8 protein-coding genes are annotated in these 14,457 nt (G+C 73.1%); 7 read left to right on the plus strand and 1 reads right to left on the minus strand.

The genetic code is table 11. The annotated features are described in order from the left end of the window. Both ABZ919_RS29245 and ABZ919_RS29250 read left to right on the plus strand, forming a co-directional pair. On the plus strand, positions 1 to 888 hold the full coding sequence (locus ABZ919_RS29245; protein ID WP_361253444.1) for a hypothetical protein: 888 nt from the start codon (positions 1 to 3) through the stop codon (positions 886 to 888). After that, positions 822 to 1,547, plus strand: coding sequence for a VOC family protein (locus ABZ919_RS29250; RefSeq protein WP_361253445.1), 726 nt, complete (start codon positions 822 to 824; stop codon positions 1,545 to 1,547). Before ABZ919_RS29245 ends, ABZ919_RS29250 begins: the two co-directional genes overlap by 67 nt. Here ABZ919_RS29250 and ABZ919_RS29255 read toward each other — a convergent pair. Next, positions 1,534 to 4,092: an AAA family ATPase gene (locus tag ABZ919_RS29255; protein WP_361253447.1), complete on the minus strand. Its 2,559-nt coding sequence runs from the start codon at positions 4,090 to 4,092 to the stop codon at positions 1,534 to 1,536. The genes ABZ919_RS29250 and ABZ919_RS29255 overlap by 14 nt on opposite strands. A 298-nt stretch (positions 4,093 to 4,390) precedes the next feature. On the opposite strand from ABZ919_RS29255, the gene ABZ919_RS29260 reads away from it, so the two are divergent. The 5 genes from ABZ919_RS29260 to ABZ919_RS29280 are packed head-to-tail and all read left to right on the plus strand — an operon-like array spanning position 4,391 to position 14,455. Continuing rightward, entirely contained in the window at positions 4,391 to 6,667 is a 2,277-nt protein-coding gene (locus tag ABZ919_RS29260; protein WP_361253449.1) for a TOMM precursor leader peptide-binding protein, read from the plus strand. 21 nt (positions 6,668 to 6,688) lie between these two features. Further along, positions 6,689 to 8,293, plus strand: coding sequence for a SagB family peptide dehydrogenase (locus tag ABZ919_RS29265; protein ID WP_361253451.1), 1,605 nt, complete (start codon positions 6,689 to 6,691; stop codon positions 8,291 to 8,293). A 22-nt stretch (positions 8,294 to 8,315) separates the two neighbouring features. Continuing rightward, on the plus strand, positions 8,316 to 9,128 hold the full coding sequence (locus ABZ919_RS29270; RefSeq protein WP_361253453.1) for an HlyD family efflux transporter periplasmic adaptor subunit: 813 nt from the start codon (positions 8,316 to 8,318) through the stop codon (positions 9,126 to 9,128). Positions 9,129 to 9,140: 12 nt separating this feature from the next. Beyond that, positions 9,141 to 11,426: an NHLP family bacteriocin export ABC transporter peptidase/permease/ATPase subunit gene (locus ABZ919_RS29275; RefSeq protein ID WP_361253455.1), complete on the plus strand. Its 2,286-nt coding sequence runs from the start codon at positions 9,141 to 9,143 to the stop codon at positions 11,424 to 11,426. Next, positions 11,423 to 14,455: an NHLP bacteriocin export ABC transporter permease/ATPase subunit gene (locus ABZ919_RS29280; protein ID WP_361253457.1), complete on the plus strand. Its 3,033-nt coding sequence runs from the start codon at positions 11,423 to 11,425 to the stop codon at positions 14,453 to 14,455. The genes ABZ919_RS29275 and ABZ919_RS29280 overlap by 4 nt, the downstream gene beginning before the upstream one ends. Positions 14,456 to 14,457: the final 2 nt, after the last annotated feature.

Raw genomic sequence — 14,457 nt, forward strand, 5'->3', positions numbered from 1 at the left:
GTGACGGCTTTGGAACCGATTGTGCTGAATTTCTTCGGCATCGAAGTCGGTGTCATCTCGGCCGACCGCGACGAGGTCGCGTTCCACTTCGGTCCGCACATGGTGAAGAACTCCGGGAACCCCCAGCACCTGCGTGTCGAGTTCTTCCGGCCGGCCGGTTCCGCTCCGGCGGAGTTCCTGGTCCGGCGCGGTGACGGCACCCCCCTGCTGCGCCGGGCCTTCCGGGGCTGGGGGAACGTGCCCCCGGCCCTGCCACCGTTCGCCGCGTTGCAGGACCGGTTCTGCCTGGTGCAGGCCGTCGTGCTCGCCCGGGGAGACACCACGGTCGCGCTGATCGGCGGACCGTACGCGGAGCAGGCGAACGTCGGGGCGGCACTGGCACACCGCTCCTGGGAGTTCGTCTCCGGGCGGCTGCTCGTGCTGGACCGCCGTACCGGTGAGGTCCTGCCGTATCTCGTGCCCCTGCAGGCGCGTGGCCGGGCCGCCGCCTGGCTGCGGGGCGCGGGGCTGCCGAACGAGCTGTGCCGCGTGGCCGCCTCGCCGGCCGGCGGGGAGGTGCTGCTGGTGCGGCCGGAGTGTCTCGGGCCGGTGGCCCCGGTCCGGGCCAGGCTGGGTCGGCCTACGCTGGTCCAACTGTGCCGAAGTGCCGATGAAGCCGTCCGGTTGACGCCCCGCGCCTGCACCGCGCAGGCATGGCCGGAGGGCTCTGCCGGACTGCTCGACGGAGCACCGGCCTACCGTCTGGAACTGCCCGGCGTCAGCGGGGCGGAGGAGGCGGCGGGATTGATCGACCAGGAAGTACGCCACGAGGAGCGCGCATCATGCCTTTACGTACCCACTACGCTGCCGGCACACCGTGCTGGGTTGACTGCATCACTCCGGACCTGACGGCGAGTCAGGCGTTCTACGCGGCCCTGCTGGGCTGGGAGTTCACCACCGAGGCGTCCGGCTACCAGCTCGCCACGCTGGGCGGGCACATCGTCGCCGGCTTCGGGGCCAGCCCGGCCGGAATGCCGCCGAACGCCACCTGGAACGTGTATCTGGCCACCAAGGACGCCGACCACACCTGCCTCCAGGTCGGCCGGCTGGGCGGACGCGTGGTGATGAACCCGGTGCCGGCGGGTGACGACGGGCGGCTCTTCCTCGCCGTCGACCCCTCGGGCGTGGTCGTCGGCTTCTGGGAGGGCCACCACGACCGGGGAGTGGTGCTGGCGGACGAGCCCGGCGCGGTGTCCGGGCACGAGCTGCGGGTGCCCGACGCCGCACGGGCCGCCCGCTTCTACGGCGAACTGTTCGGCTACCGGCTCGCCTCGGACGAGGAGCAGCCGGAGCTGGAACTGGAGGGGACCGCCCGGGCCCGCGTGGTCGAGAGCGACCAGGGCCGACCGCTGTGGCTGCCGTACTTCGGCGCGGCCGACCCGGCGGACGCGGTGCGCCGGGCGCTCGCCGGGGGGGCGACCGTGATCCGCTCGGGCCCGGGTGAGCCCACCGTGCTGCGCGACCCGTTCGGCGCCGAGTTCGGGCTGACCGCCGTCACAACGCCTTGACCGCGGCGCCGAGTTCGGCGCGCCCCTTGATGGCGAGCTTGCGGTAGATCCGGCCCAGGTGGGTGTCGACCGTGCGTTTGCTCAGGCAGAGCCGCTCGGCCACCTCCAGATTGCTCAGCCCCTGCAGGACGAGCTCGGTCACCCGGCGCTCGCTCGGGGTGAGCCGCACCGGCCCCGCATCGCGCGTACCGATCACCGGGCCGCGCACCGGTGCCGGGCGGGGGCGGCTGTCCGCGCCGGGCAGCGGGTCGGCGGCGATGGTCCGGGCCGCGGCGTACTCGCCCAGGTTCTGGTACGCCTGGGCGGCGTGGGTGCGCCAGGGGACACAGGCCGGATTGGCGATGCCCCGCACGGCCAGCTGGTGGCCGCACTCCAGGAAGAGCCGGAGCGCCTTCTCGTGGTCGCCTCGCGCCGCCGCGACCAGCCCACGGGCCTCCAGCACCACCGCCCGGACCAGCGGATGGGCGTCGGCGGGCAGCGGGGCGCCGGTGAGCCGTGACTCGTCCGGGGTCCGGCCGCGCCGCAACAGGACCCGCATCCGCAGTGCCGTCGCCGCGCTGACCAGTTCGTCGGCATGGACCTGCTCGGCCGACCGGGCCGCCCGGTCGGCGTCGGACAGCGCGGTGTCCAGGTGTCCCTGCCGGTAGGCGATGTCGGAGCGGGCCAGCAGCGCCAGCGCCAGCTCACCCGGGTGGTTCAGGCGCTGGGCGGAGCGGACCACCCGGGCGGCCCAGGCGGCGGCCTCGTCCAGCCGGCCGCTCCAGGCGAAGGCCATCGCCGCGCCGAGCACACCGATGCCCGCCTCGGCCGGTGAAGCACCGCTCACACAGCGGGCCGCCAGCCGGACCGCGCGCCGCGGTGAGCGCCCGCCGGCCGCGGCCATGGCGGCCAGCGCGCCCAGGAAGTCCGAAGCGGCCGGCTCGTCCCCGGCCGCACGCAGCGAGGCGACCGCGCGCCGTACGGCGGTGCGCTGTCCGGCGAGGACCGCCTGGGCGGCGAGCGGCAGCAGCAACTCGGCCGCCGGGTCCCCGGTGGCGGCCAGTGCGCCCGCCGTCTCGGCGAACGGCACCGCGGCTCCGGCGGCGGTGAGCGCCAGGACCGGATGGGCGAAGGGCAGCAGCAGCCGGGCGCGCTCGACCGGGTCGGCGGCCACCGCGAGACCGGCGGCGTACCGGGCGCAGGCGGCCGGATCGCGGTGCAGCTCGACGGTGCCGAGCTGCACGGTGAGCGACTGGATCAGCTCGGGGTCGGTCGCCTCGGCCAGCGCCCGCTGCAGATAGCAGGCGGCGTCGTCCAGGCAGCCGTCGGCGGCGGCTTCCCTGGCGGCCGCCCGCAGGACCGGCAGCGCCCAGTCCAGGCCGGTGGTGCCGGAGGACATCAGGTGCTCGGCGACCCGGCCCGCGGGTGCGCCGAGCCGGACCAGCAGGGCTGCGGCCCGCTCGTGCAGCGCGACCAGGTCACGCGGATCGGTGCGGGCCAGCACGGCCGTGCGGACCAGCTCGTGGCGGAAGGTCTCCGGCGGGCCGGGGTCGATCAGGTCGGTGCGCCGCAGTGCCTCGCGGGCCTCGTCGGCCAGCAGGTCGCCCTGGCCGGCCAGCAGCGCGGCGGTGGTCAGCTCCGCGCCGGGGCCGAGCACCGCCAGGGAGGTGAGCAGCTCCATCGCCCGTGGACGGCTGCGCCGCAGCCAGCTGAGCGTGGTGTCGGCGAGGGTCGCGGCGCCGATCCGCAGCACCGCCTCCAGGTCGGGCGCGCCGGGCGAGGTACGAGCGTCCAGCAGCCGGGCCGTCAGCTCCTCGAGGACCAGCGGGTTCCCCTGTGACAGGTCGTGGCAGACGGCGGCGAGCTCGGGATCGACCGGCGCCCCGAACACGGAGCTCACCCGCTCGGCGACACAGCTGTCGCAGAGCGGTCCCGGGGTGAGGGTGCGGGTGTGTCCGAGCGCGCCCAGGTCGGCGGTGAGCGGGTCGGCGGCCTCGGCGGCGGCGGTGACGAGGAGCGCCACCGGCAGGCCGTCGAGCCGGCGGGCGAGGTAGGAGAACCACTGCCGGGACGCTTCGTCCGCCAGATGCAGATCGTCGATCACCATCACCACCGGGGTGCGGGTGGTGAGGGAACGGGCGGCGTTGAAAAGGTTGTTCAGCACATGGTGACGGCCGTTTTCGCCGTCCGGGCCGAAGACCGCCGGTTCGGCGCCCGGGAGGGCCTCCGCGAGATATCCGCCGGGTGATTTCGCCGTGGATTCCGGCCGCTGCGACCGGTCCTGCCGGTCGGGCTCGTTCAGCTGGTCGGGCTTGTTCATGAACGGGTCGAAAAGCTGACGGACGACGCCGTAGGAAAAGTCACGTTCGTTGTCGTGACATCGCGCCCGCAGCACGACGGCATCGCCGGGTATCCGGCCCAGCGCGGCGCGAAGCAGCGCCGTCTTCCCGATTCCCCTCGGCCCCTGGATCAGAACCACGGCGGGCCGTCCGGCGCCGGCCTCGTCCAGAGCCCGGTCCAGCTCAGCCAGTTCCCGCTCACGATGCAGCAGACTGCTTGCCGACAATGCGTCCCCCCGTTGGCGCCACGGCGCGGTCGCGGCCCCGCCCGCGCCTGGGCCGTCAAGGGCCCACCGGCACACCAGTATCGCGCACACCAGGACGCTGTCAACGCGCGTCGGGATACGTATGCGCCTACGTACCGGGAGCCGCCGAATACGTAATGAGCGCCGATGCGTATGGATCCGCCGGGCGCCGAATGTGCAGTATGTACACAGGTTTTCACGTCGTGTTCGAATGCCGTGAGAGCAATTCACCTCTCAATCGGCGGAGACAGCAGTACTCGTGAACACGGGGGGATGACGCATGGAAAGGCCACGACTCAAGGCTCATTTTCTGAGCGAAGTGGTGGACGGAAAGGTCTTCCTGCTCGGCGAGGGCCAGGACTACATGGTCCCGGGGGCCGCCGCCGTGCGTCTCCTGCCGTATCTGGACGGCCGGCGCACGGTCGCCGAGATCCTGCAGGAGCTCGGCGGCAGTGTGCCGCTCGGTCAGGCGCTGACCGCGCTGCGGCGTTACGAGGCCGCCGGACACCTCGCCGACGGCCGCCCCGACCTGCCCGAGGACGTGCTGGCCTACTGGGACGCCCAGGGTGTCGACCCGGCCGCCGTGCAGGCTGCCGCGGACCGCACCGAGCTGCTGGTCCTGGCCCTCGGGGGGACCACGGCCACGCCGGTGGTCGAGGCGCTGGAGACGACCGGCCTGCGCGCCCGTGCGGTGGACGAGGCCGGGGCACTGGCCGCCGGTGCGGACGCCCTGCTCATCGTGCTGGCCGACGACTACCTCGACCCGGCGCTGGAACGGCTCAACACCGCCCGGCTGGCCGATGAACGCCCGTGGCTGCTCGCCAAGCCGACCGGCACCAGCCTCTGGCTCGGCCCGCTGCTGCGGCCGGGCGTCACCGGCTGCTGGACCTGCATCGCGCAGCGGATCAGCGGCAACCGGCAGGTCGAGCGCTACCTGGCCGGCAAGCGTGGCGAGGCCACCCCCTTGCACCCGACGCGCGCGGCCATCCCGGCCGGTCCCGCCGTGCTCGGGCAGCTGCTGGCCGCCCAGGCGGCGAAGCTCCTGGCGAGCGGTTCCTGTGCCGCGCTGGAAGGGCTGATGGTCACCTGGGACCTGGCCACCCTGCAGAGCGCCGAGCACACCCTGGTCCGCCAGCCGCAGTGCCCGAGCTGCGGCGACCCCGGCCTGATCGCCGAGCGCAGCCCCAAGGTCGTGCTGTCGTCGAGCCCGGCCGGGCACACCACCGACGGCGGATACCGCGTCCAGGCACCGCAGTTCACCTACGACCGGCTGAAGCACCACATCAGCCCGCACCTGGGTGCCATCACCCGGCTCGGCGCGCACGACGACACCGGCAACGGCATCACCTACAGCTTCACGGCCGGCCACAACTTCGCGATGGTCAACGACAACATGGACCTGCTGCGCCGCAACATGCGCGGCCAGAGCGGGGGGAAGGGCCGTTCGGAGATCCAGGCCAAGGTCAGTGCCGTCTGCGAGGCGATCGAGCGCTACTCGGCGGTCTGGCGCGGCGAGGAGCCCGTGGTGCGCGCCGCCTACCGGGACCTCGACCCGGACACCGCCGTCCACATGGACCGTCTGCTGCTGTTCTCCCAGGTCCAGTTCGAGGGCCGCGCCGAATGGAACGCGCAGCCCTCCCACCGGCTGCACCTGGTGCCCGACCCGTTCCCGGCCGACGCCCCACTCGACTGGTCGCGCGCCTGGTCACTCACCCACGACGCCGAGCGGCTGATCCCCTCCGGCTACGCCTGGTACGGCCATCCCGACCTGGCACGGCACTTCTACTGCGTCGGCGACTCCAACGGCTGCGCCAGCGGCAACACCCTGGAGGAGGCGATCCTGCAGGGGTTCTGCGAGGTCGTCGAGCGGGACGCGGTGGCGTTGTGGTGGTACAACCGGCTGCCGCGGCCCGAGTTCGACCTGGACTCGCTGAACGACCCCTACGTGCGGACCATGCGTGAGTTCTACGCCTCGGTCGACCGTGAGCTGTGGGTCCTGGACATCACCTCGGACCTGGGCGTGCCCACCTTCGCGGCCATCTCCCGGCGCAGGCACGAGGTCGAGGACATCATGGTCGGTTTCGGGGCGCACCCGGACCCGCGGATCGCCGCGATCCGCGCGCTCACCGAGGTCAACCAGTTCCTCCCGTTCGTGGACCGCCGCGACGAGAACGGCGCCACCCTGTACCGGACGGACGACCTGGAGACCCTGGAGTGGTGCCGGACGGCCACGGTCGCCCAGGAGCCCTGGCTGCTCCCGGCCCAGCACCTGGCGCCCACCGCCGTCACCGACTTCGCTCCGCCCGCCGGCGACGACCTGGCCGACCATGTGCGGGACTGCGTGGAGCGGGCGCGGGCCCGCGGCATCGAGATCATCGTCCTCGACCAGAGCCGGCCCGACCTCGACCTCAGCGTGGTGAAGGTGATCGCCCCCGGCATGCGGCACTTCTGGCGCCGGCTGGCTCCCGGACGGCTCTACGACGTACCGGTCGAGCAGGGCTGGCTGGCCACCGCGCACACCGAGGAGCAGCTCAACCCGAAGAACGTCTTCTTCTAGAACGGGCCGGGACACGCAGAGATGACCGCAGAGACGACAGCGACAGCCGCGCAGACCGCGGCACACAGGGCCGCCGCTCACACCGGCACCCGGACGACGGCCGCGGCCGCCGGCCCCGCCGCCCCCGCGGCGACCGGCAGCGGCCCTGGCACCCCCCGGGTGGTCCGCCGCGTCCGGCTGCGCCGCGACGCCGTCTGTGACCCGGCGCCGGCCGCGCGCACGATCCGGCTCACCGCCCCCATCGGCGCACTGAACCTGCCGGACCTGTCCGCCGGGGCCCGCGAGGCGGTGGCCGCGCTGGCCTTCGGGGAACACACCGAGGAGGATCTCGGCGCCCTGGTGGCCGCCCGGGACGGCGAGAGCGGGCTGCTGCGCTGGCAGCTGACGTTCCGCCGGCTCGGCATGGCCGGAATGCTGGAGCACTCCGTCCACGCGGTGACGGGCGCCGCCGACGAACCGCTGGCCCGGCTGCGTCCGATCGGCCGGGGCTCCGCCCTGCCCGGCCCGGTCCCCGACCCCACCCGGCAGGTGAAACTCTCCCGCTTCGCCACCGCGGGGGCCGAGGACGGCGCCCTGGTGGTCCGCGCACCCGGCAGCGCGCTGGCCGTGGAGCTCGGCACCGGCGCGGCGGCGCTGCTTCCCGCGCTCGCCGCCTGGACCAGCCCCGCCGCGCTGGCCCAGCTGCCGGGCGGGATCACGCTCGACGCCGTCCGCCAGATCCTCCGGCTGTTCGACGTCGCCGGGCTGCTGGCGTACGGCTCGGCCGGACAGGAACCGGAGGCGACCGAGCGGCGGTTCGCCCAGTGGTCGGCCCTCGACCTGATGTTCCACGCCCGCACCCGTCAGCCCTCCACGGTGGCCGGGTACGGCGGCACCTACCGGTTCGGCGACCGTTTCGCGCCCGAGCCCGCCTCTCCCCCGCCGTTCCCCGGCGAGAAGGTCGCGCTGGCCGTTCCGGACCTCGCCGCGCTCGCCCGTACGGACAAGCCCCTCACCGAGGTGCTGGAGCAGCGCCGCTCGGTCCGCGACCACGACGAGGGGGCGCCGCTGACCGTGGACCGGCTCGGTGAACTGCTCTACCGCACCATGCGCCGGCGGCAGACCTTCACCGGCGGCGACCGCCAGGAGCACGCCGACCGTCCGTACCCGAGCGGCGGCGCGGTGCACGAGCTGGAGGTCTATCCGCTGGTGACCGAGTGCGAGGGCCTGAGACCGGGGCTGTGGCACTACGCGACCGACCGGCACGAGCTGGAACTGGTCGCCGAGCCGGGCCCGGCCACCGCGGCGCTGGTCTCCGGTGCCCGGGAGTCCGCCCTGATGACGGCCGATCCCCAGGTGGTGCTGCTGGTCACCGCCCGTTTCGGCCGGGTGATGTGGAAGTACGAGACGGTCGCCTATCCGCTGATCCTCAAGCACGTCGGCGTGCTCTACCAGACCTTCTACCTGGTCGGCACCGCGATGGACCTCGCGGTCTGCGGCCTCGGCGGAGGTGACGCGGCCGACTTCGCCGCGGCCAGCGGCCTGGACTTCTTCACCGAGGGCACGGTCGGCGAACTGGTCGTCGGCAGCAGGCCGACGACGCTGCGGCAGGACGTCGGCGTGCCGCGAAGAGAGCCCAAGAGATGACATCCCGAAGAGGGGACCGGCGATGAAGTTCCGTTTCAAGGCTCTGCAGCGGATGCGGGAGCCGGACGAGCTCGACTCCCCGACCTTGCTGGCCGCGCCGCGCGGCTGGATCGCGCTGTTCGTCGTGCTGATCACCATGAGCGCGGCGCTGCTGTGGACCTTCGCCGGCCGGATCCCGATCACCGTGGACGCGCCCGGCCTGCTGACCCGGCCCAGCGGCACCGCGATGATCCAGAGCCAGTACGGCGGGATGGTGCGCAGCGTCCTGGCACGGCCCGCCGACAGCGTCCGGCCGGGACAGGCGGTGGTCAAGGTGCAGGACGCCCAGGGCCGTCTGCGGGCGATCACCAGCCCCTTCGGCGGCCGGGTCGTCGGGCTGTCGGTCACCGACGGGCAGGTGGTCGCACCGGGCTCGCCCGTCGTCTCCGTCGAGCGCACCGACGACGCGCGGGACCGGATGGTCGCGATGGTCTTCGTCCCCGCCACCCGCGCGGCCGCACTGCACCAGGGCGACCTCGTGGACCTCTCGGTGTCCACCGCGCCGGCCGGTGCGTTCGGCCTGCTGCGCGGAAGGATCGGCTCGATCAGCCCGTACGCGCTCACCAAGGAGGCCGTGTCCGGCCTGGTCGGCGGGGAACTCGCCGCCGAGCCCTATCTGAGGGGGGCGCCGCCGCGCCTGGTGGTGGTGGATCTGATTCCCGACGCGTCGACCCGGACCGGCTTCGCCTGGACCTCGCAGAACGGTCCGCCGATGCCGCTGAGCACCCAGGTGTCCGTCACCGCGACGATCAATGTGGGCCGACAGACGCCCTTCGACCTGATTCTCGGCCGCTGAGGGGGCGCTGCGATGACATCCACGATGTCCGAGGCCCGGCGGGACACACCGGGCACGGGGCCCGGCGGCACCCCCGGGCGCGGCGACGGGTCCCGTGCCAGGGGCCGCTGGACACGGCGGCCACGCCGCTGGCGGCACGCCGTTCCCACCGTTCTGCAGATGGAGTCGGTGGAGTGCGGCGCGGCCAGCCTCGCCATGATCCTCGCCCACCACGGCCGTCACGTTCCGCTGGAGGATCTGCGCGGCGTCTGCGGGGTGTCCCGGGACGGCGCCCGCGCGTCCACACTGCTCTCCGCCGCCCGCGCCTTCGGCCTGACGGCCCGCGGCTACCAGACCGAGGCCGACCGGCTGCGCGACCTGACCGGCCCCGTGATCATCTTCTGGGCCTTCCAGCACTTCATGGTCGTGGAGGGGATCCGCACCCGGTACGGCCGGACCGTCGTCGCGGTCAACGATCCGGCGAGCGGGCCGCGGCTGATGGAGTGGGAGGAGTTCGACTCCGGCTTCACCGGGATCGTGCTGTCCTTCGAGAAGGGCCCGGACTTCCGGCCCGGAGGCAGCAGGGGCGGGGTCGGGCGTGCCCTGCTGGAGCGACGGCTGCCGACCGGCCGGGCGATGCCGCTGGTTCTGATGGCCAGTCTGCTGCTGGTCGTCCCGGGCATCGCGATCCCCGCGTACACCCGGGTCTTCATCGACCGGGTACTGGCCGGCAGCGGGAGCGGCTATCTCCTCCCCCTGCTGGTCGCCATGGCCCTGACCTCGGTGGCGGTCTTCGTCCTCACGTCGGTGCAGCGGCACTACCTGCTGCGGCTCGAGATCCGGATGGGGCTGGTGAGCTCGGCCCGGTTCTTCCGCCATCTGCTGCGGCTGCCCGTGGACTTCTTCCTGCAACGGCGCCCCGCCGAGGTGGCCAAGCGGGTGGCCGGCAACGACACCGTCGCCGAGATCCTGTCCCGGGACCTCGCCCTGACCGTGATCAACCTGGGCCTGGTGCTGTTCTACGCGGCGATCCTGATCCGCTACGACGTCCTGCTCGGGGTGATCGGCGTGGGCATGGCGCTGCTCAACGTCGTGGTGCTGCACGCCGTGTCACGCGCCCGGACGGACGCGGTGGCCGCCCTGCGCACGGACCGCGGCAATCTGACGGCGACCACCTTCACCACCCTGTCGCTGATCGAGACGGTCAAGGCGTCCGGCGCCGAACCGGAGGCGTTCAGCCGCTGGGCCGGCTTCCTGGCCAAGGTGGTCTCCGCCAAGCAGAAGCTCGGCATCCCCAGCGCGGTCCTCACCGTGGTGCCACCGATGCTGGCCGCCCTCAACAGCGGTCTCATCCTGCTGGTGGGCGGGCAGCGGGTGGTGGACGGAGCGATGAGCGTGGGCCTGCTGGTCTCGTTCCAGACGCTGCTGTCCGCGCTCAGCCGACCGGTCACCCAACTGACCAATCTCGGCGGGCGGCTGCAGGACGTCACGGCCGACATCAAGCGGCTGTACGACGTCGAGCGCTACCCGGTGGCCGCCTGCTTCGCCGTCCCCGACCCCCCGGCCACCGCCAAACTCGACGGCACGCTGGAGTTCAGGAACGTCAGCTTCAGCTACAGCCCGCTGTCGGAGCCGGTGATCAAGGACCTGAGCCTGACGGTGGTGCCGGGGCGGCGGGTCGCCGTGGTCGGCGGCTCGGGCAGCGGGAAGTCCACCCTGGGCCGGCTGCTGACGGGGCTCTACGCCCCTGGCGAGGGACGGATCCTGCTCGACGGCAGACCGCGCGAGGAGATCTCCCGCACCGTGCTGGCCGCCTCGCTCGCCTACGTCGACCAGGACATCTCCCTTTTCGAGGGCACCGTCCGCGACAACCTGACGCTCTGGAACGACGACGTGCCCGACGAGGCGGTCACCGCCGCGCTGCGCGACGCGGCCGTCTTCGACACCGTGATGACCCGGCCCGGCGGCGTCCACAGCCCGGTCCTGGAGGGCGGCCGCAACTTCAGCGGCGGGCAGCGCCAGCGCCTGGAGCTGGCCAGGGCACTCGCCACGGAGCCCACCGTGCTGGTGCTGGACGAGGCGACCAGCGCGCTCGACCCGGAGACCGAGCGCACCATCATGGACAACCTGCGCCGGCGCGGCTGCGCCTGCCTGATCATCGCCCACCGGCTCTCCACGGTCCGCGACGCCGACGAGATCGTCGTGCTGCAGCAGGGCCGGATCGTCGAACGGGGCACCCACGAGGAGTTGCTGGCGCTGGGCGGCCACTACACCGCCCTCATCGAGTCCTCGCGGCGCGAGGAGGAGGACGAGCTGTGAGTACCGCTGTCACCGGCAAGGCCGCCGCCACCGGGGAGGCCGGCACCGGGACCGCCCCGGTCACAGGCGGCTCCCCCACCGCCGGCTGTGCCTTCGCCGCGTTCTTCACCGAGGCCGCCGATCCGGTGGACCAGCAGGCGGACCGCTACCTCGTGCTGGACGACCCGAGCCGGATGCTGCTCGTGCTGGCCGGAGCCGTCGACGTGTTCGCGGTCCAGCTCTCCGGCGGCGCGCCCAGCGGCCGCTGGCACTTCCTGTGCCGGATCGAGGCCGGCGCGCTGCTGCCAGGCGCACCCGCCGGCCCGCTGCACGGCATCGTGGCCCGCCCGGTGCTCGGCGCCGAGGTCGCCTTCCTGGCCACCGCCTGGACCGAGGGACTCGCGGCACTGGGCCGCCCGTGCGGTACGGCGGCCGGGGCCGCCGCCCGGGCCCTGCTCGCATCCGAACAGCAGCAGGCCGTGGACCAGTTCCTTCGCGGACTCGCCAAGGGCCTCACCGCGCTCGCCGGTGCGCTGCGCGACACCCTGCCGCCGCGCGAGTTCACTCCGCTGTCCACCACCGGGCCCACCGTGCTCAAGAAGGGACAGGCGCTCCGCTCGGTGGACGGGGTGCAGTGGGTGCGCATCGAGGACGGCACCGTCGAACTGCCCGAGGGGGCGGACGGCGAGCTCACCGCGGGAACGGACGTGTGCCTCACCGAGCGGGACTGGCTCGTCGCGAGCAGCGCCGCCACCGTCGGCGCCCGTTCGCTGCCCGAACTGCTCGACGGGGGCGAGCTGTGGGAGCGGCTGGAGACGCACTGCGGCCGGCTGCTCTACGCGGTGGACCGCCGGGTCGGGGCCAGGCGCGCGGCCGAGACCGAACTGCTCGCCGCCCGCCAGGAGCGCGACGCCGGTACGCTGGCGCACTCCGCGCGCGGCTTCGAGTCCATCCTGCACGACACGTCCTCACGGGTGCGCATCGGTGACGCCGCCGGCGACCCGCCGACCCTCGCGGCGACCAGGCTGGTCGCCGGCCACCAGGGCTTCACCGTCAGGGCGCCGGTGGCGGGCAACGGCCACGACCGGCATCTGGACGAGCTGCAGGCCATCGCCCTGGCCTCGGGCGTGCGCACCCGGAGCGTCCGGCTCGACGGCCGCTGGTGGCGGGGGGACCTCGGCCCGATGGTCGGCTACCGCAAGGTCGGCGGAGGCGCGGTCGCGCTGCTCCCGGTGAGCGGCCGCTACGTCCTGGCCGAGAACGGCGCGGTCACCGCGCTCACCCCCGAACTCGCCGGCGAGCTGCAGAACAAGGCGACGGTGCTCTACCGGCCGCTGCCGCTCACCGTCCGCACGGTCGGCGGGCTGCTGCGCTTCGGGATCCGCAACAACCGGCGCGATCTGTGGATGTTCGCGGGGATGGCCACGATGGTCTCGGTGATCGGGCTGCTGGTCCCGGTGATGACGGGTGCGGTGCTCGGCACCTTCGTGGCGCACGCCCAGCGCAGCCTGATCACCGAGGGAGCGGTGGTGGTGATCGGTTCCGCGATGGCCGTCGCCGCGCTCTCGGTGGTGCAGAACATCGCCGTGCTGCGCATCGAGAGCCGCTCGACCGCCGCCATGCAGGTGGGAGTCTGGACCCGGCTGCTCTCGCTGCCCGCGTCGTTCTTCTCCGGCTACTCCACCGGGGAGCTGGGGACGACCGTGCTGGGCGTCAGCGCGGCGCAGGAGACGCTGTCCGGGATGATGACCACGGCGACCCTCGGGTTGCTGACCGGACTGGCCAACCTGGTGCTGGTCTACTTCTACGATCTGCGGCTGGCGGGCCTGGCGACCGCGCTGGTGCTGTTCGGCGTCGGCTTCGGACTGCTCGCCGGACGGCTGGAGGTCCGCTGGCAGCGGCGGCTCTACGCACACGAGCAGACCATGTCCGCGCGCGTCTTCCAACTGCTCACCGCGGTACCGAAGTTGCGGGTCACCGCCGCCGAGGACCGGGTGTTCGGGGTGTGGTCGGCGGAGTTCGGCAAGGGACGCGGTCTGGCCGCCTCCTCACGCCGGATCCAGAACGCCGTCACCACCTTCAACGCCGGTTTCCCCCTGGTGTGTTCCGTGGTCGTCTTCGGTGTGATCGCCGGCCCGCTGGACGGCGAGGTCCCCATCCCGGTCTTCCTCTCCTTCTTCACCGCGTTCAATCTGCTGATCGCCTCGAGCCTGCAGTTCACCTCGGCGGCGGTCACCGCCCTGGGCGTGGTTCCGATGCTGGAGCGGCTGCGGCCGATCCTGGAGGGCAAGCCCGAGGTGGACGACACCAAGGCGGACCCGGGCGACCTGTCCGGCTGGCTGGGCCTGAGCCACGTGACCTTCCGCTACGGCCAGGACGGCCCCGCCGCACTGCAGGACGTCACGCTGACCATCGAGCCCGGGGAGTTCGTGGCGATCGTCGGTCCGTCCGGCAGCGGCAAGTCGACGGTGCTGCGGCTGCTGCTCGGCTTCGAGCGGCCGGAGAGCGGGACGGTGCTCTACGACGGGCAGGACCTGAGCGAGCTGGAGGTCTCGGCGGTACGCAGGCAGTGCGGCGTGGTGCTGCAGCACGGGGCGCTGCTGGCCGGCGACATCAAGGCCAACATCGTCGGCAGCACCAACCACTCCCTGGACGACGCCTGGGCGGCGGCCGAGATGGCCGGAATCGACAAGGACATCGCGGCCCTGCCGATGGGCATGAACACCGTGCTCTCGGAGGGCACCAGCACCCTCAGCGGCGGCCAGCGCCAGCGCCTGATGATCGCCCGGGCGCTGGTCTCCCGGCCCCGCATCGTCTTCTTCGACGAGGCCACCAGCGCACTGGACAACCCGACACAGCGCCTGGTCACCGAGAGCACCCGGCGCCTGAACGCCACCCGGGTGGTGATCGCGCACCGGCTCTCCACGGTCGCCGAGGCCGACCGGATCGTCGTCATGGACCAGGGACGGATCGTCCAGCAGGGCCGGTACGAGGAGTTGCTCGCCGACCGGGACGGGCTCTTCGCCCGCCTGGCGAGCCGTCAGATGTAGCC

Source organism: Streptomyces sp. NPDC046759 (assembly GCF_040645475.1).
Classification (GTDB): Bacteria; Actinomycetota; Actinomycetes; order Streptomycetales; family Streptomycetaceae; genus Streptomyces.